Annotated in this window: 25 protein-coding genes and 1 tRNA gene; 12 read left to right on the top strand and 14 right to left on the bottom strand. The window is 58.2% G+C overall.

The genetic code is table 11. The features are described 5' to 3' along the window. Nucleotides 1-35: 35 nt before the first annotated feature. Genes secB through A0251_RS04605 form a run of 3 tightly spaced genes read right to left on the bottom strand, consistent with a single transcriptional unit; the run spans nucleotide 36 to nucleotide 1,220 of the window. Nucleotides 36-509, bottom strand: coding sequence for a protein-export chaperone SecB (gene secB / locus A0251_RS04615; RefSeq protein ID WP_062815673.1), 474 nt, complete (start codon nucleotides 507-509; stop codon nucleotides 36-38). 13 nt (nucleotides 510-522) lie between these two features. After that, nucleotides 523-801, bottom strand: a complete 279-nt coding sequence (gene grxC / locus A0251_RS04610; protein WP_062815672.1) for a glutaredoxin 3 — start codon at nucleotides 799-801, stop codon at nucleotides 523-525. Between the two features lie 2 nt (nucleotides 802-803). Next, entirely contained in the window at nucleotides 804-1,220 is a 417-nt protein-coding gene (locus tag A0251_RS04605) for a rhodanese-like domain-containing protein (protein WP_062815671.1), read from the bottom strand. A gap of 112 nt (nucleotides 1,221-1,332) precedes the next feature. Here A0251_RS04605 and A0251_RS04600 point away from each other — a divergent pair, with 112 nt between their 5' ends. From A0251_RS04600 to A0251_RS04590, 3 genes are read left to right on the top strand one after another with little or no spacing between them, the layout of a single operon-like run. Then, nucleotides 1,333-2,493, top strand: coding sequence for a murein hydrolase activator EnvC (locus A0251_RS04600; RefSeq protein ID WP_062815670.1), 1,161 nt, complete (start codon nucleotides 1,333-1,335; stop codon nucleotides 2,491-2,493). Nucleotides 2,494-2,533: 40 nt separating this feature from the next. Further along, entirely contained in the window at nucleotides 2,534-3,835 is a 1,302-nt protein-coding gene (locus tag A0251_RS04595; RefSeq protein ID WP_062815669.1) for a S41 family peptidase, read from the top strand. Continuing rightward, nucleotides 3,835-4,599 (top strand): divergent polysaccharide deacetylase family protein, encoded by a 765-nt coding sequence (locus A0251_RS04590; protein WP_063508189.1) that lies wholly within the window; start codon nucleotides 3,835-3,837, stop codon nucleotides 4,597-4,599. The genes A0251_RS04595 and A0251_RS04590 overlap by 1 nt, the downstream gene beginning before the upstream one ends. Before the next feature lie 6 nt (nucleotides 4,600-4,605). On the opposite strand, the gene A0251_RS04585 is transcribed toward A0251_RS04590, so the two are convergent. The 5 genes from A0251_RS04585 to hisB all read right to left on the bottom strand — a co-directional run bounded on the left by A0251_RS04585 (nucleotide 4,606) and on the right by hisB (nucleotide 8,593). Further along, nucleotides 4,606-5,487: a bile acid:sodium symporter family protein gene (locus A0251_RS04585; RefSeq protein ID WP_062815667.1), complete on the bottom strand. Its 882-nt coding sequence runs from the start codon at nucleotides 5,485-5,487 to the stop codon at nucleotides 4,606-4,608. A 235-nt stretch (nucleotides 5,488-5,722) separates the two neighbouring features. Then, nucleotides 5,723-6,499: an imidazole glycerol phosphate synthase subunit HisF gene (gene hisF / locus A0251_RS04580; RefSeq protein ID WP_062815666.1), complete on the bottom strand. Its 777-nt coding sequence runs from the start codon at nucleotides 6,497-6,499 to the stop codon at nucleotides 5,723-5,725. A gap of 12 nt (nucleotides 6,500-6,511) precedes the next feature. Next, nucleotides 6,512-7,252, bottom strand: coding sequence for a 1-(5-phosphoribosyl)-5-[(5-phosphoribosylamino)methylideneamino]imidazole-4-carboxamide isomerase (hisA, locus tag A0251_RS04575; RefSeq protein ID WP_062815665.1), 741 nt, complete (start codon nucleotides 7,250-7,252; stop codon nucleotides 6,512-6,514). A gap of 84 nt (nucleotides 7,253-7,336) precedes the next feature. Beyond that, nucleotides 7,337-7,978, bottom strand: coding sequence for an imidazole glycerol phosphate synthase subunit HisH (gene hisH / locus A0251_RS04570; RefSeq protein ID WP_062815664.1), 642 nt, complete (start codon nucleotides 7,976-7,978; stop codon nucleotides 7,337-7,339). A gap of 9 nt (nucleotides 7,979-7,987) precedes the next feature. Then, nucleotides 7,988-8,593: an imidazoleglycerol-phosphate dehydratase HisB gene (gene hisB, locus A0251_RS04565; protein WP_062815663.1), complete on the bottom strand. Its 606-nt coding sequence runs from the start codon at nucleotides 8,591-8,593 to the stop codon at nucleotides 7,988-7,990. Between the two features lie 80 nt (nucleotides 8,594-8,673). Between hisB and A0251_RS04560 the strand changes: the two genes are divergently transcribed. Continuing rightward, on the top strand, nucleotides 8,674-8,991 hold the full coding sequence (locus tag A0251_RS04560; RefSeq protein ID WP_062815662.1) for an acetyl-CoA sensor PanZ family protein: 318 nt from the start codon (nucleotides 8,674-8,676) through the stop codon (nucleotides 8,989-8,991). Nucleotides 8,992-9,004: 13 nt separating this feature from the next. On the opposite strand, the gene A0251_RS04555 is transcribed toward A0251_RS04560, so the two are convergent. Beyond that, entirely contained in the window at nucleotides 9,005-10,948 is a 1,944-nt protein-coding gene (locus A0251_RS04555; protein WP_231874158.1) for a sensor histidine kinase, read from the bottom strand. Nucleotides 10,949-11,048: 100 nt separating this feature from the next. Here A0251_RS04555 and A0251_RS04550 point away from each other — a divergent pair, with 100 nt between their 5' ends. From A0251_RS04550 to A0251_RS04530, 5 genes are all read left to right on the top strand, one after another. Further along, nucleotides 11,049-13,256, top strand: a complete 2,208-nt coding sequence (locus A0251_RS04550; RefSeq protein WP_062815660.1) for an AsmA family protein — start codon at nucleotides 11,049-11,051, stop codon at nucleotides 13,254-13,256. A 107-nt stretch (nucleotides 13,257-13,363) separates the two neighbouring features. Continuing rightward, the gene (mutY, locus tag A0251_RS04545) at nucleotides 13,364-14,443 is read left to right on the top strand and encodes an A/G-specific adenine glycosylase (protein ID WP_062815659.1); all 1,080 of its coding nucleotides are present in this window, start codon (nucleotides 13,364-13,366) and stop codon (nucleotides 14,441-14,443) included. 34 nt (nucleotides 14,444-14,477) lie between these two features. Beyond that, nucleotides 14,478-14,762, top strand: coding sequence for an oxidative damage protection protein (locus tag A0251_RS04540; protein ID WP_062815658.1), 285 nt, complete (start codon nucleotides 14,478-14,480; stop codon nucleotides 14,760-14,762). A gap of 53 nt (nucleotides 14,763-14,815) precedes the next feature. Beyond that, nucleotides 14,816-14,891: transfer RNA gene (locus tag A0251_RS04535), tRNA-Phe, on the top strand. A 218-nt stretch (nucleotides 14,892-15,109) separates the two neighbouring features. Next, nucleotides 15,110-15,901 (top strand): M48 family metallopeptidase, encoded by a 792-nt coding sequence (locus tag A0251_RS04530; RefSeq protein ID WP_062815657.1) that lies wholly within the window; start codon nucleotides 15,110-15,112, stop codon nucleotides 15,899-15,901. 81 nt (nucleotides 15,902-15,982) lie between these two features. Here A0251_RS04530 and A0251_RS04525 read toward each other — a convergent pair whose 3' ends face one another. Then, on the bottom strand, nucleotides 15,983-17,518 hold the full coding sequence (locus A0251_RS04525) for an NAD(P)/FAD-dependent oxidoreductase (protein WP_062815656.1): 1,536 nt from the start codon (nucleotides 17,516-17,518) through the stop codon (nucleotides 15,983-15,985). 106 nt (nucleotides 17,519-17,624) lie between these two features. On the opposite strand from A0251_RS04525, the gene A0251_RS04520 reads away from it, so the two are divergent. Continuing rightward, nucleotides 17,625-18,644, top strand: a complete 1,020-nt coding sequence (locus A0251_RS04520) for an AraC family transcriptional regulator (RefSeq protein WP_062815655.1) — start codon at nucleotides 17,625-17,627, stop codon at nucleotides 18,642-18,644. Nucleotides 18,645-18,660: 16 nt separating this feature from the next. Here A0251_RS04520 and hldE read toward each other — a convergent pair whose 3' ends face one another. After that, a complete protein-coding gene (hldE, locus tag A0251_RS04515; protein ID WP_062815654.1) occupies nucleotides 18,661-20,079 on the bottom strand; it encodes a bifunctional D-glycero-beta-D-manno-heptose-7-phosphate kinase/D-glycero-beta-D-manno-heptose 1-phosphate adenylyltransferase HldE in 1,419 nt (472 codons plus the stop codon). A 222-nt stretch (nucleotides 20,080-20,301) separates the two neighbouring features. Here hldE and A0251_RS04510 point away from each other — a divergent pair, with 222 nt between their 5' ends. Further along, a complete protein-coding gene (locus A0251_RS04510; protein ID WP_062815653.1) occupies nucleotides 20,302-21,468 on the top strand; it encodes a hypothetical protein in 1,167 nt (388 codons plus the stop codon). Between the two features lie 18 nt (nucleotides 21,469-21,486). Next, nucleotides 21,487-22,401, top strand: coding sequence for an LpxL/LpxP family Kdo(2)-lipid IV(A) lauroyl/palmitoleoyl acyltransferase (gene lpxL, locus A0251_RS04505; protein WP_062815652.1), 915 nt, complete (start codon nucleotides 21,487-21,489; stop codon nucleotides 22,399-22,401). Here the strand turns inward: lpxL and A0251_RS04500 are convergent. Genes A0251_RS04500 through A0251_RS17125 form a run of 3 tightly spaced genes read right to left on the bottom strand, consistent with a single transcriptional unit; the run spans nucleotide 22,364 to nucleotide 25,670 of the window. Continuing rightward, nucleotides 22,364-23,560: an O-antigen ligase gene (locus A0251_RS04500; RefSeq protein ID WP_062815651.1), complete on the bottom strand. Its 1,197-nt coding sequence runs from the start codon at nucleotides 23,558-23,560 to the stop codon at nucleotides 22,364-22,366. The two genes, lpxL and A0251_RS04500, sit on opposite strands and share 38 nt — an antisense overlap. 2 nt (nucleotides 23,561-23,562) lie before the next feature. After that, nucleotides 23,563-24,744: a glycosyltransferase gene (locus tag A0251_RS04495; protein ID WP_082810757.1), complete on the bottom strand. Its 1,182-nt coding sequence runs from the start codon at nucleotides 24,742-24,744 to the stop codon at nucleotides 23,563-23,565. Continuing rightward, complete coding sequence (locus A0251_RS17125) at nucleotides 24,735-25,670, bottom strand: glycosyltransferase (protein WP_082810756.1); 936 nt, start codon at nucleotides 25,668-25,670, stop codon at nucleotides 24,735-24,737. The genes A0251_RS04495 and A0251_RS17125 overlap by 10 nt, the downstream gene beginning before the upstream one ends. Between the last annotated feature and the right edge of the window lie 30 nt (nucleotides 25,671-25,700).

Below are 25,700 nucleotides of genomic sequence, written 5' to 3'. Positions count from 1 at the left end.
GTTATTAATTATTCATTATTAACTATTAATTGCAGTTACTGCACCGTCTCACCCTCAGCTTCCGCCTGCGCTTTTGCCTGCTGTTGGCGTTGCTGCTGGTACAGGGCATCGAAGTTAATGGGCTGCAGCACCATCTGCGGGAAGGAGCCCTTGGCGACCAGATCCGAGACCACTTCGCGTACGTAAGGGAACAACAGGTTCGGACAATAAGCACCCAGAAGCTGGGCCCGTTCTTCGCCTTCCACACCCTTTACGGTGAAGATACCGGCCTGCTTCACTTCTGCCAGATAGAAGGTTTTTTCTTCCTTCTCATCCTTGGCGGTGACGGTAACGGTCAACTCCACTTCGAATTCATCGGTCTCACCAATGCGGCGGGCACCGTTGTTCAGCTGTACGTTGACCTTGGGTTTCCACTCTTCAAGAAACACCTGCGGCGCGCCCGGGCATTCAAACGACGCGTCTTTCAAGTAAATGCGCTGCAGCTGGAAAACCTGTTGTTGTTCGGCCATCTTTTTTCTCCTGTTACCGTGTTCCCGACTCCCCCGAATTGGCACCGAGCAGCGTATCCAGCTCCCCTGCGCGCTCCAGAGCGTAAAGTTCATCACAACCGCCGATGGGGCGATCATCAATAAAGAGCTGTGGCACCGTGCGCGCCCCACCGCGCTGCATCATGACCGCACGCTGGTCCGGCTGACGGTCCACATCCGTTTCCTGGTACGACACATTCTTGCTGTTAAGCAACTGCTTGGCACGAATGCAGAACGGGCACCAACCTGTGGTATAAAGCTCGACCTTAGCCATGCCTACCCCTTCACCACGGGCAGGCTGGCACCACGCCAGGCATTGAGCCCGCCCTGGATGCGATACAGTTCCACAAAGCCCTTGCTGCGCAGCTGACGACCAAGATGTGAGGCCTTGGCACCCATATCACAAGTCAGAATAATGGGTTTGTCCTTGTATTTTTCCAGTTCTGCAATACGCTCAAGGGCCTGACTGGCAGGAATATTGATGCTGCCGGCGATATGACCCGCACGAAACTCATCGCTGTCGCGCAGGTCGACTATCACCGCATCCTTCTGGTTCACCAGATTGGTGGCCAGCTGAGGACTCAGAGCCTTGCCGCCACGGCGGGACTCAAGCACAAAGAAAACGGCCCACAGCAGAAAGAAGGCGGACACCAGAAGGTAATGGTTACTGGCAAATTCAAGCAATTGGCTCATTGGAACCCCGAATCAGTGGCAATGGGCGAGGCTGTGCAGAAAATTGGACAGTCCCGCGCCGACGGAAAATCGGCGCCAAGTATACACACCCGCAAGGGGGTAAGGTAAAACCATGCGCCCCGGATTACTGCTGTTACTCCTTCTACCCGCCCTGGCCTGGGGCGAGAGTGCGCCGTCCAAAGCCGAACTGAAGCAGCTCAAGGAACGCATCAGCGAACTCAGTGCTGCCCAGAACCGGGAACTTCGCGAGCGGGATTCGGTTCAGGCTGATCTGCGTGAGGCAGAGCTGCGCATCAGTCGTCTGTCCCGGGAACAACGCAGTCTGGAACAACAGGCCGACAAGGCCCGCCAGCGGTTGGCAGAACTGGAACAGGAACAGGCTCAGCTGGCCCGGGAAAAACAGACCCAGCTCCGCTGGCTGGCCAAAACCGTTCGTGCCAGCTACCAGGCCGGTCGCCAGGAACGCATCAAACTGCTCCTCAACCAGGAGCAACCGGACCAGATTGCCCGCCTGCTGCGCTACCAGGAATACTACCAGCGTGCCCGCAGCCAGCGCTTGCAGCAGGTTAATGGAGAACTGGATGAGCTGATGGCGGTCAGTCTGCGCGTGGAACAGGCCCGCCGGACAATGCTCGACAAACGAAGCGAAATGCAACAGCACGCGAACAAGTTGCAGGAAGCCCAGAAAAACCGTCAGCAGACCCTGGCCAGCCTGAACCGCTCACTGGACGACCGCAGCACAAGCCTCAGCCAACTCAAGCGGGACCAGCAACAGCTGGAAAAACTGCTTTCAGACATGCAACGCAGTCTGGACGACATCCCCGCGGACCTGGGCGGCAAACCCTTCGGCACGTTGGCCGGCAAGCTCCCATGGCCGGTACAGGGGAGCATCGGCACCCGCTATAACAGTGCCCGCGAAGGCGCCCTGCGCTGGCAGGGCGTGATCCTCAATGCCCCTGCTGGCACACCGGTACGGGCGGTCTACGCCGGGCGGGTCGTGTTCGCTGACTGGTTGCGCGGCTACGGCCTGCTCACCATTGTCGATCATGGCAATGGTTACCTGACGCTGTACGGCTATAACCAGAGCCTGCTGCGGGAAGTGGGCGAATGGGTATCCGCCGGGGACAGCCTGGCTCTGGCCGGCAATTCCGGCGGCAACCGCGCCAGCGGTCTGTACTTCGAGATACGCCATCGGGGCAAGGCGGTGAACCCCACACGCTGGTGTAATCGCCGTGTTACACTGCCGCCACTGGCCCACAACACAAACGATTAAAGCACGCCCACTGAGACCGCGTGCCTGCCGGGGATTCTGAATGCCAACGCCGACCTTCTCTTTTCTGCGCACCGCCATGGTGACAGCATTATTGTCCGCCGCCCCCCTTGCCATGCTTCATGCTGAAGACCCGGCGCTGGATCAACAGGCCCGTCAGCAAGGTGTACCGGTGGATGAACTGCGTGCCTTTGCCGAAGTGATGGAGCGTATTCGTGGCGCCTACATTGATGAAGTGGATGACCGGGAACTGCTGGAGTCAGCGATTCGCGGCATGCTCTATGAACTGGACCCCCACTCCAGCTACCTGACCCCGGATCAGTTCGACGATCTGCAGGTCACCACCACCGGCGAGTTCGGCGGCCTGGGTATCGAAGTCACCATGGAAGACGGCTTCGTCAAGGTCGTCACCCCGGTGGACGGCTCCCCGGCCAGCAAGGCCGGCATCCAGGCCGGCGACCTGATCCTGAAAATCGACGAGACGTTTGTGAAAGGCCTGACGCTGGGCGAAGCGGTGGAGCTGATGCGCGGCGAGGTCGGCTCGGAGATCGAACTGATGGTGCTTAGCGAGGGGGACGAAAAACCGCATCAGGTCACCCTCACACGCGACAAGATCCAGCTGCACAGCGTCAAATCACGCATGCTGGAACCGGGAATGGGCTATTTGCGGATTTCCCAGTTCCAGAACAACACCGGCGACGATGCCCGCAAGGCACTGGACAAGCTGGCCAAGGAAGATACCTTGCGCGGCCTGGTGCTGGACCTGCGCAACAACCCCGGCGGTGTTCTTGGCGGCGCCGTGGAAGTGGCCGACCTGTTCATGGACAGCGGCCTGATTGTCTACACACAGGGCCGTGAGCAAAGCAGCCGAAGTGACTTCAATGCCAAACCCGGCGATCGCCTGAATGGCATGCCCATGGTGGTGCTGGTGAACGGCGGCAGCGCGTCCGCCTCGGAAATTGTTGCCGGTGCCCTGCAGGATCAGGGCCGCGCCATCGTGGTAGGCAATCGCACCTTCGGCAAGGGTTCGGTGCAGACCGTGCTGCCGCTGAGCAAGGACAAGGCCCTTAAGCTGACCACCGCCCGCTACTACACGCCCGATGGACGTTCCATCCAGGCCGAAGGCATTGAACCGGATATTGCCGTGGATGTGGTCACCAAACTGGAAGTCCGTGAAGACATGCAGGTACGGGAAGCCGACCTGCCACGCCACCTGAACAATGAAAACGGCGAGAGCCAAAACGATGGCAAGCGCCAGTCGCTGGCCCAGGAAGATTATGCCCTGGCGCAGGCGCTGTCCGTGCTGAAAGGCGTGGTATTGGCCCGCAGCAACGAAGGCCGCTGATGCGCCGTTTCGCAACCGCTCTGGTGCTGCTGCTGGCTGTCACCGCAGCCACGGCAAAGCCGCGCATCGCCATCATCATTGATGACCTGGGCTATCACCGTCACCACGGCCAGGCCATTGCCGACCTGCCGGCAGCGGTTACCTGTGCCGTAATTCCCTATTCCCCCCATGGCCGCAAGCTGGCCGAACGCGCCAGTCTGGCCGGCAAGGAAGTGCTGGTGCACATGCCCATGGACGCCGGAGACCACATCCGCCTGGATCGCGGCGGCCTGCGGCTGGGAATCAGCGAACAAGAACTGCTGGATACGGTGCGTCAGTCTCTCAGCCAGATCCCCCAGGCCCGGGGCCTGAACAATCATATGGGCAGTGCATTCACCGAACAGCCAGAGCCCATGGGCTGGTTGATGGCGGAACTGAAAGCCCACCAGCTGTTCTTTGTAGACAGCCGCACCAGTGGCCGCTCGGTGGCCCAGCGGATAGCCCGGCAACAGGGACTGGCCAACGCCAGTCGTGACATCTTTCTGGATAACGATCGCAATCTGGTCAAGATCAACGACCAGTTCAACAAACTGATCCGCCTGGCCCGTGAACGGGGCCAGGCCATTGCCATCGGCCACCCCTATCCGGAAACCGTGCACTATCTGCAGCAGGTATTGCCATTGATGGACGATGCCGGCATTGAGGTGGTGCCCGTCTCGTCCCTGCTGGAAACCCCGGCTCTGGATACCGCCACCACCGGTGACGGTAGCCACGCCGGATCGTGAACCCGGTTACGGGGTCACCTGGCCCTTGCCAATCCCGGTAAGCCGGGCAAAACCGATCATCAGGAAACCGAAAACAAACATCAGCACCCCGTAAACCGCCGATGGCACCGACATGGCTTCCGAATGCAACAGGGTCAGGGTCACCATCAACCCGAGTGTGCCATTCTTGATGCCCAGCTCGATGGCCACGGTAAAGGCCTGGTCCCGGCTCAGGCCGATCAGGCGCCCGCCGACCAGGCCCAGCAGCAGGCCGGCAACATTCAGAATCATCGCCGACAACCCCGCCTTGCGGAACAGCTCCAGGGCTTCCTCACCCAGCTCCACCATCAGCAACACGATGACTGCCACCAACACCAGCAGGCCCAGCAGCCCCACGGCCTTCTCCCCTTTTTCCGCCCAGTCCTGGCGGAAATGGCGAAGGGTCATGCCGATGGCCACCGGCAGCAGGATAATCACAAACAGGGTGATGATGGTGCGCAATACCGGCAGCTCCAGCACCTTGTCCGCATCCTGGAAGCGCTCCAGTGCCCAGCCGGTAAAGGCCGGCAGGGTAACAATGGTAATCAGGCTTGCCAGCACTGTCAGCACAATGGACAGGGCCACGTCACCGCGACCCAGATAGACGAAAAGGTTGGACGTCGTGCCACCAGGGCAGGCAGCAATGACGATCAGGCCCACCGCCAGTGCCGGGGACAGGTCCAAAGCCAGCGCCACGCCCAGGGCAATGATGGGTAACAGGAGAATCTGGGCCAGCAGACCAAAGAAGGTGCCGCGGGGGGCAATGACGACTTCGCGGAAGTCCTTGGGGGTAAGGGTCATCCCCATCCCCACCATAATCAGAAACAGCGATACCGGCAGGCCGACATCGATTAGCGCATTGGAACCCATTGCCACTCTCCCGAGGTATTATTCTTGGTAAAACCTCGAGAGTAGAACAGGATTTCACCGCCATCCAGTACAAAGCGGCTAGGTTGACGCATATGCCACCCGGGTCTGACGTTTCCCGACCTATATCCGTTGGCGCTTTGCTCGCAAGACAAAGGGTAAGGGCAACCGAAAGATTGACGCTGCCAGCAAAGCGCCAGCGCGCCAGGCGGCACGCGCCGGGGAAGTATCGCGGACGCTAGTCCAGGCGCATCTCCACACCGGCGGCCTGCATGAACTGCTTGGCCTCCTGCACGGAATACTCGCCGAAGTGGAAAATGGATGCCGCCAGCACCGCATCGGCACCGCCCTGTACCACGCCGTCTACCAGATGCTGCAGGTTGCCGACCCCGCCGGACGCAATCACCGGCACCGGCACCGCATCGGCGATGGCGCGGGTCAGGGCAATATCAAAGCCGTTCTTGGTGCCATCCCGGTCCATGCTGGTCAACAGGATCTCGCCGGCGCCGTAGTCGGTCATCTTCCTGGCCCAGGCCACCGCATCCAGCCCGGTGGGCTTGCGGCCACCATGGGTGAAGATTTCCCAGCGATTGGTCTCGCTCTCGGCACTGACCTTCTTGGCATCGATGGCCACCACGATGCACTGGGACCCGAAACGCTCCGCCGCCTCACGGACAAATTCCGGATTGTGCACTGCCGCCGAATTGATACCCACCTTGTCGGCACCGGCATTGAGCAGATTACGGATATCTTCCAGAGTCCTTACGCCGCCGCCCACGGTGAGGGGAATAAACACCTGGCTGGCGATCTGCTCCACCGTGTGCAGGGTGGTGTCACGCTCCTGGTGACTGGCGGTGATATCCAGAAAGGTAATCTCGTCAGCGCCGGCGTCGTTATAGCGCTTGGCAATCTCCACCGGGTCACCGGCGTCGCGGATATCCACAAACTGGACACCCTTGACCACCCGACCGGCATCCACATCGAGACACGGAATAATGCGTTTGGCTAAGCCCATAATGCGTTCCCGTCAGGCGCTGGTCAGTTCGTCGGACAGAGCCTGGCCTTCGCCGAAGTCCAGGGTGTTTTCGTAGATGGCGCGGCCGGTGATGGCACCACTGATGCCCTGGTCCGCCACCGCGCACAGATGACGCACGTCATCCAGATTGGTGATGCCGCCGGAAGCAATTACCGGGATGGACATGGACTGGGCCAGGCGCACGGTGGCGTCCACATTGACGCCCTGCAGCATGCCGTCACGGCTGATATCGGTATAGACGATGGCAGAGACACCATCGTTCTCGAACTGTTTGGCCAGATCAATCACATCCACATCGGTCACATTGGCCCAGCCATCGGTGGCGACCTTGCCATCCTTGGCGTCCAAACCAACGATGATGTGGCCGGGGAACTGCTGGCACATTTCCTTGACGAACGGCGGCTCATTGACCGCCTTGGTGCCGATAATGACCCACTGCACCCCGGCATCCAGATAGGCCTGGATGATTTCCGGACTGCGAATACCGCCACCGATCTGGATCGGCAGATCCGGGTGGGCCTTGGCAATCGCCTTGACGATGTCGCCATTCACCGGCTCACCGGCAAAGGCACCGTTCAGGTCCACCAGATGCAGACGACGGGCACCGCGCTCCACCCAGTGGCTGGCCACCGCCACCGGGTCATCGGAAAACACCGTGTCGTCTTCCATGCGCCCCTGCTTCAGGCGTACACATTTACCGTCTTTCAGATCAATGGCGGGAATCAAAAGCATAGCTAGGTCTCAAAACGAAGGCCGCCCTCGCAGAAGGGCAGCACAGGAAATAGTGGTTTGTGCTGACGCGGTTCTGCCGCTGTATCAGGGCCGCCAGCGCAGAAAATTTTCCAGCAGGGTCAGGCCGGCATCGGCGCTTTTTTCCGGATGAAACTGCACCGCAAAAACATTCTTTCTGGTCGCCGCCGCCGCAAAACTCAGACCGTACTCACAACGGCCCGCCACTTCCTCATCGGCCAGCCCGGTAACGCAATAGCTGTGCACGAAGTAAAAACGGGTGTTATCGGCAATGCCGGCCCACATGGGATGCGCCATACCCTGCTGCACCTGATTCCAGCCCATGTGGGGCACCTTCAGGCGGCCACCGGTATCGCTCTGCAGCTCCCCGAAAAAAGTGACCTGGCCGTCAAATACGCCCAGGCACTCGACGCCGTTGTTTTCCTCACTGCGCGCCATCAGGGCCTGCATGCCCACACAGATACCCAGCACCGGCTTGCCGGCAGCAATCACATCCAGAATGGCCTGATCCAGGCCGGTTTCGCGCAGCACGGCGATACAGTCCCGGATGGCACCCACACCGGGAAACACCACGCGGTCGGCGGCTCGTACCTGGGCCGGATCACCGGTAATCACGATCTGCTGACCACTGGCAACCTTCTCCAGCGCCTTGCCGGCGGAGTGCAGATTACCCATGCCGTAATCAATGACGGCTACTACTTCACTCATACGCTACGGTTACTCGCTTTCGCTGAGGGTGCCCTTGGTGGACGGGGTAATGCCGCTCATGCGCGGGTCCGGCTCCACCGCCATGCGCAGGGCACGGCCAAAGGCCTTGAACACGGTCTCTGCCTGGTGGTGGGCGTTTTTGCCGCGCAGGTTATCAATGTGCAGGGTAATCATGGCGTGGTTGACCAGCCCCTGGAAGAATTCGTAGAACAGGTCCACATCGAAGCCGCCGATGCTGCCCCGGGTAAAGTCCACGAACATCTCCAGGCCGGGACGGCCTGACAGGTCCAGCACCACGCGGGACAGGGCTTCATCCAGTGGCACATAGGCATGGCCGTAACGGCGCACCCCTTTCTTGTCGCCAATGGCTTTGGTAAATGCCTGACCCAGGGTAATACCAATGTCTTCCACCGTGTGGTGGGCATCGATGTGCAAATCGCCCTTGGCGTTGATCTCGATATCCACCAGGCCATGGCGGGCCACCTGGTCCAGCATGTGCTCCAGGAACGGCAGCCCGGTATCCAGTTTGCACTGGCCGGTGCCATCCAGATTGATGGAGACCTGGATCTGGGTTTCCAGGGTGTTGCGCTCAACAGTGGCGCTGCGCTTGCTCATCTCTATCTCCAGGGGTTACCCAGGGCAGTGGGCCGGTTATTATACGCACCCTGACAGAGCCTAACCAGCGGAGCAATTCCATGCCGATCAGTGCCGAATCCCACCCCCTGTCGCCGGAGCAGGCCGCCACCTTCGATCAGGTACTGCGCGATGACCCGCAATACCGGAAAAAACTGGACGCGGCGGTGGCCGCCGGAGGCAAACGGTTGTTTGCCGCCCATTTCAACGGCAAGCGCGTGGCGGTGGCGCTGGTAGAAGAAGACCGGCCCGAGCTGGACTGGGTGGTGGTACACCCGGCCACCCGGGGCCGGGGCGTCGGCAAGGACTTCCTGCGTCTGATCGGCCAGCAACTGGGGGCCATTCTGGCCATGCCCAGGGAATGCGGCCCGACACGCTGATGGGCTGTCAGGGCTAGGCCCGCGGTGCCTGCATGTCCGAAAGCGGCAACCGGATATGCAGGGTAAATCCCTGACCGGGGCCGGGGCTTTCCGCCCACAACTGGCCGTCCACCTGCTCAATCATCACCCTGGCCATGGCCAGGGAGAGGCCAAACCCTTCCTCGTGGTGGCGCGAACCCATGACAAAGAACGGCTCGAGGATATGTTCAAGCTGCTCCGCGGTCGCGCCCTTGCCCTCATCCTGAATGCGAATTTCCGCGTAACCGCCGGGCACGTCCACTTCACTGGATATATCCACACTGTCGCCTTCGGCACTGAAACGCAGCGCATTATCCAGACCAATGGACAATACCTCCTGCAACTCCCCCTCACTGGCATTGACCCGCAAGTTCGGTGATACCCGGTTGCGCACGGCAACGCCGCTTTTCTCAATCCTTGCCGTCTGTTCACGCAGAATCGCATCCAGCACCCACATGGGCTGACAGTTACTCACCGGGGGCGGCTGATTCCGGTCAGACAAATCAAAATAGCGCAGCGAGGTACTGACTATACCCGTCAGCCGCCTCTGCCCCTTGCGCACCATGGCCCAGACATCCACCTCCTGGTCGCCCCTGGCATCCTGGCCCAGGGAGTCCGCCGCCCCAATCCAGTTGATCGGTGTATTGAGCTCATGACTGATGTACTGCAGGAACATGGACTTGTCCTGGTTCATCTGCTCGATATCCGCCAGGTGGCGCTCCAGGTTCTGCTGGGCCTCATGGGCAAGTTGCTTGCGCTCGGTTTCCAGAAAGCGAATGCGATCCCCCAGGGCCAGGGACAGCATTACCACCACCCAAAGAGCGCCAAAGTGCGGCAGATACGGCACAAACACACTGTAGGGCATCAACCCCAGGTTCCCCATGGCGAACAGGAATATCGTCAGAAGAAATACGGACCATGCCAGCACATAGAGCCGTGCCACCCGAAACCCTTGTCGCCAGACCATCCAGCCCAGCCAGCTGAACAGCACAATGGTCAGCAACGCAACCGCGGTGGAGAGGTGGTAGGTCCAGGGCGGCTCCATCAACCACTGCAGCAGGAACGCCCCACCAATCATGATCAGGTAGTGCTTGAGCAGGCGGTCATATCGGGGGAAGCGCTGGGCCAGTTGCAGGAATTGTCGGGAATACAGAGCCAGCGCCAATGCAATCACATAGGTACTTAGCCAGAAGTATTCATTAATCCCGGGCGTTTCCGGCCAGAGGTATTGCAAGCCGAAGCCACTGACATTGATATTGAAGAAAATCACGCCGCCCAGAAACATAACGAAATGCAGGTGCACATTGTCACGCAGCGAGAGGTAGAGCAGCAGGTTATAGACCAGCATGATGCCCAATGAACCGTAAAACAGGCCCTGCATCAATTGCTCAAGGTAAGTAAATTCCACCAGCCCTTTGGCGCTGAACAACACCGGCATCATGTTCAGCGCGCCCTTGCCGCGCACTTTCAGGTAATACTCTTTGACACCGGGCTCGTCAGTGTCCAGTGCAAACACGAAGGCCCGGTGATTCATCGGTCGTTGACCAAAACCCCGGGTATCGCCCACTGCCTGGGCGATGTAATTTCCCTGGTCGTCAGGGGCATAAAGCGTTAACTCATCCAGGATCGGGTGGCGTTCCACCAGAAACCAGCTGCCCTCCACCCCGGACGTATCCACCGCAATGCGCAGCCAGAAAGTGCTGCCGGTAAAGCCGAAGTTCAGGGCACTGCTTTCACTGGCACGAAAGCGACTGGCAAACTGATCCCGCACCTGATCCAGGGTCCAGTCGCCTTCCGGATCTTCCAGTATCTGCATGTGTTCGCCCAGCAATACCTTATCCCCGGCATTGCTCAGCGCCACCGTCCTGTCCTGGCCGGCCGTCGCCAGGCCGAACCACATCAACAGGAGCGTCAACACTGAAATTTGGAACTTTTGCAAAGGCCCTTCCCCTAAACACATACCATCAATGCTAAGTTATGGTCAGTTATTTCCGACTGGTATAATCCCGATCCATCGGCCAACACGCAAGGAGAGCTCCATGGGACGCCTCGTAAAAATTTTGCTGATCACATTTTTTGCCATCATTTTGCTATTGGCCATTGCCGTTTTTGTGATCACCCAGGTCATTGATCCCAACGAGTTCAAACCGGAAATTGAAAAGCAGGCCAGGGAGCAGGCCAACCTCACCCTGGATATCCAGGGTGACCTTGCCTGGCAATTCTGGCCCTCCCTGGGTGTCAGCCTGGGCAGGACCGAGGCGCGCATTGCTGACGAGGAAGAACTGTTCGCGGCCCTGGACGCGGCCAGCGTCAGTGTTGCGGTCCTCCCCCTTCTTTACGGTCAGGTTGAAATGGACGGCATCACGCTGGCTGGCCTGGATGTGAACCTCGTCGAAGGGCCTGATGGCGCCAACTGGGAGCAGATTGGCCCGCAAACCACAGCGGAAGAAACGCCGGAAGAAACCCCCGCCGACCCGGAAGGAGAAAGCAGCAGTCTGGATATCCCCCTGACCATCCCCAGCGTGGCCATCACCGACGGCAAGGTTCGCTATCGCAACACTGCCGATGGCACCGATATCGTGGTGGAACACTTCAACCTGAACGCCCAAGACGTCAATCTGGACGAGGCTTTCCCGCTTCAGATGTCCCTGCGTTATCAGGACCAGAGCGACATGCGCGTGGACCTGAATCTGGAGACCACCCTGACCGCCAATCTTGACGCCAACCACTTCATCCTCGACCCGATGACACTGGACGCCAACATTGCCGGCGCCACCACCATGCCGGTGGATGTTCATCTGGAGCAGAAGCTCGACGTGAATCTCAACGAGGACACCGTGTCCATCAAGGATCTGCTGCTCACCGCAGCCGGCACCGAAACCCGCGGCAATATCGATATCACCGCGCTCACCGGCGACATGCAGCTCAGCGGCAAACTGGCCACGGCACCCTTTGATGCCAACAAGGTACTGGAAGCCATCGGCGAAGCGCCCATTGAGACCACCGACAGCAAGGCGCTCAGCAACATCGCCATGGAAACCACGCTGGGGGGTGAGCCCGGTAGCATCATGGCCAATCCGCTGAAAATTACACTGGATGACAGCACCCTCAGCGGCAGCGCCGGCCTGGCCAGCCTGGAGAGCGGCAAGATTGTCTTCGATCTGGCATTGGACCAGATCACCTTGGACGGCTACATGCCCCCCTCCTCCGGCGAGCCCGCCACTGCGGCGGCAGGCGGCGGCAAGGAAGGCGGCACCGCCAATCTGTCGACCGCGGAACTGATACCGGTAGACACCCTTCGACCGCTGGTGCTGGATGGCAAATTGCGCATCGGCAGCCTTAAATACGACACCATCGATGCAAAGAATCTGAAGTTTGCCGTGACGGCCAACAACGGCGTGCTGCAGCTTAGCGAAGCCAGCGGCGAAACCCTGGGCGGCAGCTTCAGCGCCAAGGGCAAACTGGATGCCTCCGGGAATACGCCCAAAATCACCGCCAGCAACACCGTTACCAGTGTGCAGCTCCAGCCGCTGGTGCAAATGGCGTTGGGAGACGATCTCGGTAAGGGCGTGTTCGCCATGAACGGCACTTACAGCGCCAGCGGCAACAGCGAAAAAGCCCTGATGGATTCCGCGAAAGGCAACATCGACATCTCCCTGGCTGACGCCACTGTGCGCGGCCTGAACCTCTACCAGACGCTGGTTGGCGGAGTGAACGACATGCTGGGCCAGTTCCAGGGTCTGGCGACGGCTCTGATACCCAACCAGGAGTCCGGCAAACTGCCCAGCGCCCTGTCTGAGGACACCAAGATCGTGGACCTGACCACCAAGGCCCGTCTGGAGAAGAACGTGGCCTACCTGGACAGTCTGGATGCGGTTCTCAGCAAAGGCGAAATCACCGGTAACGGCTGGATGAATATACTCAACCAGGATTTTGACCTGAAAATCGGCATGCAGTCCCCGGAACTGGGAACATCCAAGTATCTGCAAGGCACCACCTGGCCCTTGCGCTGTGAAGGCAACCTGGCTGGCAGCCCCGCCAAGTGGTGTGGCCCGGACAAAGACGGTTTCAAGGACATCGGCAAACAGGTTGCTGCCAAGGCTGCCCAGGAGAAAATCAAGGATAAGCTGGGCATCGAGGGTGAAGGCGACACCGCCGAGGAAGTGATCAAGGATGCCGCCAAGAAAAAGGCCAAGGAAGAAGTGGACAAGCAAATCAAGGACGGCCTGAAAAAGCTGTTCAATTAATTTCCGTCCGCACCCGGCCGGAGCGACCCTCGCACGCTCCGGCCTCTTCCGCTGCAAACACACCGACGCGCTTGCCCTGCCCGGTGTTTCCGGGTACAACTCGCGGCATGCCCAGTCCTTCCCCCATCGATCCCGCCACTTTCAGCGCCGCTGTGCTGACCTGGTACGACCAGTACGGACGCCAGAGCCTGCCCTGGCAACACCCGCGCACGCCCTATCAGGTGTGGATCTCGGAAATCATGCTGCAACAGACCCAGGTTGCCACCGTAATTCCTTTCTTCCAGCGGTTCATGGAACGCTTCCCGGATGTACACAGCCTGGCCAGTGCCGCCCAGGACGAAGTGCTCCACCTGTGGACGGGCCTTGGCTACTACGCCCGCGCCCGCAACCTGCACAAATGCGCCCAGGTGCTGGTGAATGAGCATGATGGCGATTTCCCGCATACCGTTGAAGAGGTCTCCGCCCTGCCCGGCATCGGCCGCTCCACCGCCGGCGCCATTCTTGCCCAGAGCCGCGGGGTTCGAGCCGCCATCCTCGACGGCAACGTGAAACGGGTCCTTGCAAGGCTGCACGCGGTAGAGGGATGGCCCGGCAAGAAGCCGGTGGAAAACCGTCTCTGGGAGCTGGCCGAGCACTACACGCCCCATGAACGGCTGGCCGATTACACCCAGGCGATGATGGATCTGGGCGCCACCGTCTGCACCCGTGGCACCCCGAACTGTGGCGCCTGCCCACTGCAGCCCCACTGCCACGCCCATGGCAACGGCAATCCCCAGGATTACCCCGGCAAGAAACCCAAAAAAGCGCTGCCGGTACGCACCACCATCATGCTGATTCTCCGTGACCACGAAGGCCGGGTCTGGCTGGAACCCCGCCCCTCACAGGGCATCTGGGGCGGCCTCTGGTGCTTCCCCCAGACGGAGCAGAGCGACGATGTCGAAAACGCCCTGAAACAACGGGCCTTGCGGGCCATTGGTACACCTCAGCCCCTGACGGAGTTTCGCCATACGTTCAGTCATTTCCACCTGGATATCTCCCCCCGGGAGATCCGGGTGGAGGTGGTCGGCACCGGCGACAACAATGGCCGCTGGGTGAACCCGGCCGCCCCCGGGGAACTGGGGCTCGCCGCCCCGGTAAAAAAACTGCTGGGCCGACTCGACACACCCCGCCAGACCAGCATGTTATAGTCTCGCCACACAAACGCCGTATCACGGAGACGTTATGAGTCGCACGGTTTTCTGCCGAAAATACCAGAGCGAGCAGGAAGGGCTGGCACGCCCGCCCTTCCCCGGTCCCAAGGGCCAGGACATCTACGACAACGTATCGAAGCAGGCGTGGCAGGAATGGCTGCATGAGCAGACCATGCTGATCAACGAAAAACACCTGAACGTGATGGACCCGGAAGCGAAACGCTTCCTGGATGAACAACGTGATCGTTTTCTGAACAACGAAAACTATGAAAAAGCGGAGGGTTACGTTCCCCCTGCTCACGATGCGAACAAATAAACGCGCATCCCTTGACGCCCCCGGCTCTAGCCGCTTTAATACGCGCCCTGATTGCCCGGATAGCTCAGTCGGTAGAGCAGGGGATTGAAAATCCCCGTGTCGGTGGTTCGATTCCGCCTCCGGGCACCATACAAAAGGCCTCGCTCAACAGAGCGGGGCCTTTTTTATGGTGTCTGGCCACGCCTCCCCCGCCGGTTACCACCACCTGTTGGCGCTTTGCTCGCAAAGCGAAAGCCGCAGAGGGCACGAAGCCAGCCCCCCCATTAACTTGCCAGCATGCACTCAAGGGACTACCCCCCTCCGCGCGTCCCCCTTATCCTGTCAATGCACACACCGCAGGATAGTCCATGCTAATACGTCTTCTCATCATCGCCGCCTCGCTGCTGGTCAGCGGCTGCGACAAGACTCCCACCGGTCGCGATCAGCTGGCTCTGATACCGCCCTCCATGATGGCCCAGTTTGGCAGCCAGGCCTTTCTGCAGATGCAGCAGCAGATCCCCGTGAGCCAGGATGCCGACAGTAATGCCCGGGTGCAGTGTATCGCCCGGGAGATCCTGCTGGTGGTGGGCGACCGCTTTCCCGGCATCCCCATGCCGGAAACCTGGGAAATCGTGCTGTTCGACGACCCCACTCCCAACGCTTTCGCCCTGCCCGGCGGCAAGATCGGGGTCAACCAGGGGCTGCTGAAAGTGGCGGTCAATGATGCCCAGCTCGCCGCAGTGATCGGCCATGAAGTGGCCCATGTGCTGGCCCAGCACGGCAATGAACGGCTCACCCAGGAACTGGGGATCAAGGCACTGTTGCTTCTGGTGGGGCTGTTCAGTGAGGGGGATGCGGACAGCGAACGCATTATTCAGGCGCTGGGCCTGGGCGCCCATCTCGGCATTGCCCTGCCTTTCAGCCGCGCCCATGAGGAAGAGGCGGATGTGATGGGGCTGGAACTGATGGCCAGTGCCGGCTTCGATCCGCGGGAGAGCACGCAACTGTGGCGCAATATGGCCGCTGCAGGGGGCGGGCAACCCTTGGAGTTTCTTTCCACCCACCCAAACCACGAATCGCGAATCGAGGAACTGCAAGCGCGAATGAACGAAGCGTTCCAGCGTTATCAGAAGCGCCCGCCAGCAACCTGCAACCAATAATCTTCGCCTTGCCAGCAAGGCTCCAACAGCATGAAAACCACCGTTGGGGCCTTGCTCACAAGACGAAATCGCCACTGACCGCTATACAGCCCTGGCCGACTCTGCGCCCGCAGTCACTTGCTCGGTGGCCGGCTGCCAATCGTAGTCCTTCATGTTCACGGTCCAGGTGCGGGCCATGAACTGGAAGGTGGCATGGGGCCACAGTGCCGTGTTGCGGCCATCGGCCTGCTGGTACCAGCTCATGCAGCCGCCGGTCTGCCAGACGGTGCCTTTCAGCTCATCCTGCAGCTTGGCGTTATAACGGTCCTGCACGTCCTGCTTCACATCCAGCCAGGCATCGCCGCGCTTATCCAGCTTGGTGATGGCATCCATGATGTAACGGACCTGGCTTTCGATCATGAAAATGATGGAGTTGTGACCCAGGCCGGTGTTCGGCCCTACCAGCTGGAACATGTTCGGATAACCGCTGACGGTGGTACCCAGGTAGGCCTCAGCGGCGTCTTTCCAGTCATCCTGCAGGCGATGGCCCGGCAGACCCGTGATCTCGAAATCCTTCATGTAGATGCGCGGATCCACGATGAAACCGGTACCCAGCACGATGCAGTCGGCCTGCTGTTCGGTGCCATCACTGAACACGATGCTGTTCTCGCGGATTTCCTTCACACCTTCCGTCACCAGTTCCACGTTGTCGCGGTTAAAGGTGGGGTAGTAGTTGTTGGAAATCAGGATGCGCTTGCAGCCCAGGGTGTAGTTCGGCACCAGCTTGCGGGCGGTCTCCTTGTCCTTCACCTGGTAATGGATGAAGGCTTTCAGCGCCGGCTCGGCCAGCTTGGCCAGGCGCGGATTGAAAATCGGCAGTACCCGGGCTTCATTGCTCAGGTAGAGGCGCAGGCGGTGGAGTTTGCGCAGGGCCGGGAAGCGACGGAAGATCCATTTGCTCAGGCCGGAATAGGCGCGCTCGTCCCGGGGAATAATCCACGGCGGGGTGCGCTGCACCACCGTCAGATGACCCGCCTCCTTGGCCACGTGGGGCACATACTGGATCGCGCTGGCCCCGGTACCAATGGACACCACCTTCTTGCCGGCCATGTCATAGTCATGGTCCCACTGGGCCGAGTGAATGATCTTGCCCTTGAAGGTGTCCATGCCCTTGAAATTGGGGAACGACGGCACGTGCAGGGGGCCACTGGCCAGCACCCAGTGCTGACAGATCACCTGGGAGCCATCCGCCAGGTCCAGGGTCCACAGGGCTGCCCGGTCATCAAAACGGGCTCCGGTCACTTCCGCATTGAAACGGGTGTACTGACGCAGCGCATGTTTGTCGCTCACGCCCTGGATGTAATTGTGAATTTCCTGCTGGCCACTGTAGCGATGGCTCCACTCCGGGTTACCCTCAAACGAGAAGGAATACATGTGTGACTGCACGTCACAGGCCGCACCGGGGTAGCTGTTGTGGTACCAGGTACCGCCTATGCCGCTGCCTTTTTCCAGCAGCAGAAAATCATCAATGCCGGCCTCACGCAATTTAATGGCCATGCACATGCCACCAAAGCCACCACCGACGATGGCCACTTTGACGCGGCGGGTTTTCACATTGATCTTGGCCTGACTTGTCATTGGTATTCTCCTGGGATGCTCATGGGCTCCTTGATGACAACACTCTAGCCTTGTCCATCGTCAGTGAATACATGTTAACCTGACTGAAAAATTGATAATTCCGGCCATGTCTGAACGTTCGATCCTCGCCCTCATCTACACCATCGACCTGCTCGAAGACGAGAAGGGGATCGACTGTGCGCCCGTTTTGGCAAAGCATGGCCTAGACCGCAACAAGCTGGACCCGAATAGCGAAATCGGCCGGGACCGGGAACTGCTGATCTTTACCGAATTGCTGCCCCGGGTGGACGACCCGCTGCTGGGCTTCGAGATGGGCAGTCGCTTCGGCTTTGCCGGCTACGGGCAGCTGGCCATGTTACTGATGACCAGCGAAACGGCCTTTCAGGGCTTCCAGTTCGGGGTGAGGTATCAGGCGCTGACCTACCTGTACGGGGAAATCGCCCTGATTCCCGGTGACACCACCACCGCTCTGGAGCTGCATCCCATCCCCCTGCCCACGGAGGTGAGCCGCATCCTGATCGACCGGGATATGGTGGGCACCTTCAAGCTGATCAACGATATCCAGACCCAACTGAACCTGCATCTGAAACCGTTGGAAGTGTGGATGCCCTACCCCAGACCGGACCATGCCCGGATATTTGAGGATTATTTCGGCTGCCCGGTGCACTACGACCAACCCTATTGCAAGGCGGTAATCCGCAACCAGGACATGGCCTTGCGCATGCCCGGCTACAACAAGATGGCCCAGGACATGTACCGGGAACAATGCGAGGCCATGCTGGCCCGCCGGGAGACCCCCACCGATCATCTGGGAGACCGGGTCACCGCTTACCTCAACCTGTTCGTTCGCACTTTTCCCACCGCAGAACAGGTGTCCCGGGCCTTCGGTATTCCCGAGCGCACCTTTCGCCGTCAGCTGAGCAAGGAGAACCGCCCCTTTCAGGGACTGGTGGATCAGGTGAAAGCCGATAAAGCCAGGCGCTACCTGGCCGACTCCGGACGCAGCGTGGCCGAAATCGCCGAATTGCTGGGTTACAGCGAATCGGCGGCTTTTGTGCGGGCCTTTGAGCGGTGGACAGGAAAGACGCCCGCCCGCCATCGCAAAGAAGCCAGGGACGGGCAGTAGGGGCGTCGTAGAACGATCAGTCCTGACGAATCCGTTCAACGATCTTGGTGGTGGAGATGTCGTCAATAAAGTCCAGCACCTTCACCTCGCCACCGTAGCCCTGAACAAATTCATGGCCGACCACCTGATCCACACTGTAGTCGCCACCCTTCACCAGCACATCCGGCTTGATGGCCTCCAGCAGTGGCTCAGGGGTATCGGTGTCGAAAGGCACGACCCAGTCCACTACCTCCAGGGCTGCAAGCACTGCCATGCGGCGCTCCAGGGGATTGATGGGACGGCCAGGGCCTTTCAGGCGACGGATGGATTCGTCGCCGTTCACTGCCAGCACCAGGCGATCGCCCTGGCGTCGTGCAGAATCCAGATAGCCCACATGGCCCGCGTGGATGATGTCGAAGCAGCCATTGGTGAAAACAATCCTCTCCCCCTGGGCCCGGGCATCCTCAATGGCGATCAGTAACTGCTCTTCAGTCATCACCCCGCGGCCCAGCCCCCCTTCCTGATGCACCGCCCGACGCAACTCCGGGGCAGACACCACGGCAGTGCCCAGCTTGCCGACCACGATACCCGCGGCGATATTGGCCAGCGCCACCGCGTCCGCCATATCTGCACCGGCAGCCAGAGACACCGCCAACACCGATATCACGGTATCCCCGGCGCCGGTCACATCGAATACCTCGCGGGCTCGGGCAGGCAGATGCAGCTCCGGCTGACCATCGCGCAACAGGGTCATCCCCTTTTCGCTGCGGGTCACCAGCAGGGCCTGCAGGTCCAGATCCCGGATCAGTTGCTGGCCCTTGGCGATCAGATCCTGTTCATCCTTGACCTTCCCCGCCACAGCTTCGAACTCGCTGAGATTGGGCGTCAGCAAGGTAGCGCCACGGTAATGACGGAAATCGGTACCCTTGGGATCCACCAGGACCGGGACACCGGCCTCCCGGGCCAGGGCAATCAGTCCCGGGCAATCACGCAAGGCCCCTTTGGCGTAATCGGAGAGAACCAGAGCACCGCAATGGACCAGCTGGTCTTTCACCCTGTCGGCGAAGGGCGCCGGGTCCTGGTCATGGAAGGCTTCCTCGAAATCCAGGCGCAGCAACTGCTGCTGGCGGCTGATCACCCGCAACTTGGTAATCGTCGGCAAACCGTCGATTTTCTGAAAGTGACAACCCACTTCCGCCGCACCAAGCCGCTCTTCCAGAATCGCAGCGGCCTCATCATCACCGGTAATTCCCACCAGCTCGGCACGGGCGCCCAGCGCAGCCATATTGAGGGCCACATTGGCGGCCCCGCCGGGCCGGTCTTCCAACTCGGTTACCCGCACAACAGGTACCGGCGCTTCCGGCGAAATACGCCCGGTCGGGCCGTGCCAGTAACGATCGAGCATGACATCGCCAGCCACAAGAACGCGGGCCTTGGCAAAAGCGGGAATTTGCATAGATTCTCCAAAACGCAACAGTGCCGGACTTCGATGCAGTGTAGCATAGGCAAGTAACCAGCTAACCTGCTGAAAGGACTCAAGGAAACGGTCAGATGAACCGGTGAGGGGCAGAGCCAGTGTAGTGGATCCACCTTTACACTTTGCCGCGGCTACGCATCCCTCCATCAGACAGGTATCATGTGCGCCAATTAAGCCGACTTCAGGAGCTACAGGAACGCTATGCCGCCTCTTCCCCCCAACATCATGCAAGGTCGCTGGCTACGCTGGTGGCTGACCCTGTCCTTTGCGGTGATGTTCAGCGGCACCTTCCTGTTCAATTCCCGCATTGGTTTTCTCAACGTGCTGGATGTGCTTTTCTTCCTGCCGGCACTCACCTTGCTGACCCGCGCCGTGGTCAGCGGCGACTATCGGCTGATGACTTCACCGCTGCTGGTCCCGCTCTACCTGTTTATCGGTTGGGCCGCTCTGAGTTTCACCTGGGCGGAAGAACCCAATACCTCACGGGCGGTGCGGGGCATGGTGCAGATCATCGTCATGGTGGGTATTTTCCGTTGGCTGCATCTGTATTTCCGCAATACCTTCAAACAGGCGCTGGCCAATGGCGCCCTCTGCGCCATGGTTGTGGTTACCATGGTGATGATTAGCTACTACACCACCCAGCCGCTTAGCAGCCCGCTGTTCAGTGAACCGGCCAACCTGATCTTTCATCTGCCGTCCCTGGACCCCAGCGTCGCGCTGATGGCCATGGTCGCCCCAACCTTTATTCTTCTCGCTCAGGGAATGGAAGAGGGATTCAGCGGCAAAGGGGGTCGCCGACTGGTGGGCGCCGCCGTGGGCTTTGTCTTCTTGTGCCTGACTTCCCTGCCTTTGGGCCTGATGGCAGTCATGCTCGCCCTGAGCTGGCTTGCCAGCCGTCAGCGCCGGGCCTGGCTGGCCGTTGTCCCTCTGTTGGCCGGTGTCTATTTGATGCTGGAGGGGCGTAGCGACTTCACCCTCAGCAACTATTTCCTGCATCCACTGATCGGTAATGGCCTTAATCAGGAGACACTCAACAGCGTACTGGCCCGGGACAATGACCGTCTGCTCAGCCTGGCACATCCACGAAATCTGTTTGTGTTGCTGATTCATAGCGTAGGCCTGGTCGGGCTGGTGCTGTTTCTCGCCAGCTGGATCAGCCCTTTTACTGCACTTCTGCAACGGCAGATCAACTGGCATGAAGACGCGGCCTATTCCATCGCCGTTCTACCCGGTCTTTTCATGGCATTTTCCGCTGGTGCCTTCCTGCTGGTGCCCTTTCATGCCAGCTGGCTCAGTGTCTGGTTGCCTCTGGCCCTGTTACTGGCCCGGCTGAGCGAGCGTCCTTCAATCAGGCCCAATAGCCGATAGATCTGTTCCGAGTCTTGCATGGGAAAACGTACAAACCGCCCTACCCGATTGTCTGATCCCAGACTGTACCCTTCCTGGATCGGTGTGGGACTGTTCTGGCTGGTTGGCCAGCTCCCCTGGAACTTTTTGCTGGCGACAGGCAGAGGGCTCGGGCATCTGGCATGGCGACTGGCAAAAAGACGCAGCCACATCGCCCGTACCAACATCCGGCTTTGCTTTCCTGAATTAACCCCTGAGGAGCAGGAGAATCTCGCCCGCCGCAGCGTGGTCAGCACCGGCGAGGCTATCCTGGAAATGGCCGGCAGCTTCAGCAATCACCGCATCGATCTGGATAAGCGCCTGGTGATCAAGGGAATGGAGCATATTGAACAGGCCCGCGCTGATGGCAAAGGAGTCCTGTTGCTGGGAATGCACTTCAACAGCATTGATGTGGGATCGCGGCTGCTTGGATATCTGATGGATTTCTACGCCGTTTACCGACCCAATGACAATCGGGTCATCGACCGTTTGATCAATCAGGGCCGCGGCAACTACCTGAAAGGCAATGTCCCCCGCAGCGATATCCGGCAAATGATTCGTCTGCTCCGCAATGGCGAAGTGCTCTGGTACGCACCGGATCAGGACTACGGCATCGCCCACGCGGTATTCGTACCGTTCTTTGGTATCCCCGCCGCCACCATCACCGCCACCAGCCGCATTGCCAGAATGGGCAAGGCTCGCGTTATCCCCACGGCTCACTACCGCCTGCCCGGCGGCCGTTACCAGATTGAATTCGGTCCGCCACTGGAGAATTTCCCCAGCGGCGACGACGAGGCGGATACCGCACGCATCAATCAGACCATCGAACACTATGTCCGCAAACACCCGGAACAATATTTATGGGTGCATAAACGGTTCAAACATCAGCCTGATGGTGCGCATATTTACCGCTAGACGCCTTGCTGCGACCTGACATGCCAAGTGCCAAGCCAACAGGCACAACAAACACCATCCACACAGGGCCTGGGTACGTCAGCAACAAGTTCCCGTCAGTAAGCATCGAAACCAGACCAAAACACAACAGGCCCAGCCCAAGCATGGACAGGGTGCCCCCCCGACATCGCCATAATAGCCAAGCTGTTCGGCAGCATACCATCCCGAGTAGCATGACTCCCACTACCCCTCCCCAGTACATATGCCCTAGCCAGATATTGTGCGCGTGCTGCCAACCATAAGTTTCACTGAAATAGACATAATTTTCAGTTGTCGCACCGTGTCCGAACCATAATGCCTTAGGCACACTGTCAAAAACCGTATGCCATATGATAAAGCGACCTGTATCCAGCCGAGCGAGCCATTCTTCCTTCATGAGAAAAAGAAATACTGCCACTAAAGCTACCGCAACCAAAGGCAGAACCCACCGCCTCCACCCTCTCATCAAAAAAAGCAGAAACAGAAAGGTCGTCACAACCAGTCCAAGCAAGGGGCCACGGCTTCGAGAAAGAAAGAAAATAAGAAAAAGAACTCCGATACAAAGCAAGGCAATCAGCATGCTTTTACTACTCTTGCTGCGCAGCAGTATAATACCCGCTAAAATCAGAGAAAAGGCATAGTAGTACATACCAATGATGGGATGCTCTGCCTCACCGAGAGGCCGAATACGTTCATGCAAGCCATTACCAGAAAGCAGGTAGAAATTAAACACCGAAAGCCCAGCAATCACAGCACCCGCCACAACAAAAAAAAGCATTTCACCGTTTTCATTTTCATGGCGCAGCACAAGCCAGGCCAAAAGAGCAACCAACAATATCGCTTGCATCACAGGCCGAAAATAGTCAATTGACGCATCTATCGGCCCGGACCATCCTTCCCTGCGCAAAAGGTAATAGGCACAATATATGAGGAAAAGAGATACTAGCCAGCCATCAACCTTGCATAACGATGCTCTTCGTGAAAAAAGAAGGTAGATGGAAAAACCACCCAGCAGCGGCTCAAAAAACGAGGAGATTTTACCCCCCCCTCTCTCAAGACCAATCAACACAAAAATGAAAAGAAAAAGCAAAAACAACCAGCCTTCCTGTGAAACCGGCTTTACAGAAATCCGATGGAGCATCTTTAAGACTCCTTCGTTCGCAACCGCAGGTACTGTTTTACAAGTGCATCAAACCCATATCGATCAAGAGCAAGCCCATCCTCACAAGCCACCCCCGGTTTGAACTGGTCTAACAATTCACTCAACCCGTCGACATCTCCCGCCTCGAACATCACGCCGCCACAATGCCGAACTATCTCCTCAAAGCCACTTACCCTGGAAGCCATTACCGGCACCCCCAGAGCAATTGCCTCAAGCAGTGCCAGACCAAACCCCTCATGATATGAAGCCCCCACATATAGATCCGCCTTACGGACAATGCTAAATGGCGGGCTAATATAGCCAGGAAAATGAATCTTTTCTGGAACCCCCACTTCATTTGCAAGCGCCGCGAGGCCGTCCAACTCCTTCCCTTCACCCACAATCACCAGATCATGAGTTTTACTAATAGCGGACTTACCAAACGCCCGGATTAGGACATCAAAGCCTTTGACCGGCACAAGACGCCCAACTGAAACAATATAAGGGCGAGAAAAACATGGCCCCTTCGAAGCCTCAGAAAGAGCGATCACCCTAGCTGAATTAATACCATTACTGATAACCTCAACAGCGCCTTTTCCCTTTATTTTCTCTCTGTAATCCAGCTTAACCGCTTCGGAAACGGCTACTCTTGCCCCTTTAACGTAGCAAGCCCTGACGAAATAAGCCCTAAGAGCTCCCAACCCTCCCCCAAAAGGACCAACATGGTCACTCTGCATTTCGTGCATTACCTTGATCAGTCCTGGATGATCAAATTGGCGCAGTGAAACAACGGTTCTGAAGCCATGCAAAATGACAACGTCATCGCAGGCAACACCAAGCTCCCGCAAAAACTGGTTGAACCTTTTACAGTTATATCTGGCAGAAAACCAGTTCCCAATCCCTTTAAGAAAAGGACGAAAAAGCGCATAAAGAACCCGGTGACGCAACCGAACATGAGAATCACTGAGGGGAAGATAATGAACCGAGCAGGGGGACTCCTCAGCCGCTTCACTGTTGCTATTAAGTAGCACTACATGTACTTCACACCCTGCACGATCAAACGCATGAGCCTGCTCTACAATGACAGAGCAAAGCCCACCCACCATCAGGCTATTGGTAACCAGAACAACTTTCTGCCTATCAGCCGGCATTGAACTCTCGACACGTACCAACATCATCTCCATGCAAAAGCAGCCCTGATCAGGGCCTTCATATATTTTCTAAAATAAGAAACAAGGAAAAAATTGCGAGGACATACCCTCACGCCCCGCATATATAGATTTATACACTCAGAAAACATATTGTTGACATAGTAAAGCCTTGACATTTCCAAATAACGATAAGACAGAAAGCGGGACCGATATTTTCTATACTCGGCAGGCAACATATCATTATCAAAAAGACACTCTGCGGCTTTAAAACCGCTCTCGACATTCATGGATATGCTATTTCGCAGACTTGTTTCATGGCGGCGGGTAAATACTACGACTTCACTAACAGAAAAGACCTTGCCGGTAGCGATAACAAGGGAATACATTACTGTATCCTCACTATTATGCACACCAACAGGGAAGCGGACCTTCATGAACGTTTCCCGCTTTATGATGGATGAACCGACACACAGACCGACAAGCTCCGAAAAAATGGATTCTAGAAAAAGCGCTTTGCTCTCTCTCATGCCTGTGACAGGAACGTTTTTTTTCCCAATACGTCCATCATTAAAGGATTGATAGCCACCAAAAAGCATATCGAAGGGAGGTAAGTTTTCGACAGATTGATCAAAGCATGAAAGGGCTCCAGCAGCCAGCCGGTCATCTGCATCCAGAAACCAAAGATATTCCCCTCGCCCCCTCTCTGCACCGGCATTCCTTGCCGCGGACGGGCCTTGGTTATCCTGACGAAATACTCTTAGTCGACTTTCTTTACAAGCCATGGAGCTCAACAACTGCCAAGTTTCATCGGTTGATCCATCATCAACCACCACAACTTCAACGTCGCTACGTGCCTTCGCTGCCTCCAATACTGAATTGATGGCGCTGGCAATATAACCAGCATAATTATAAGTGGGAATGACAAATGAATAGCGTATGGCATTAGCTTTATTCTTCATCGGCCTTCACTGCTCCTAACGACACGACCC

It is taken from the genome of Alcanivorax sp. NBRC 102024, assembly GCF_001602235.1.
Lineage (GTDB): Bacteria > Pseudomonadota > Gammaproteobacteria > Pseudomonadales > Alcanivoracaceae > Alcanivorax.
Note: the sequence above shows the minus strand (reverse complement) of the source record. Positions and strands in the feature narration are given on the sequence as shown.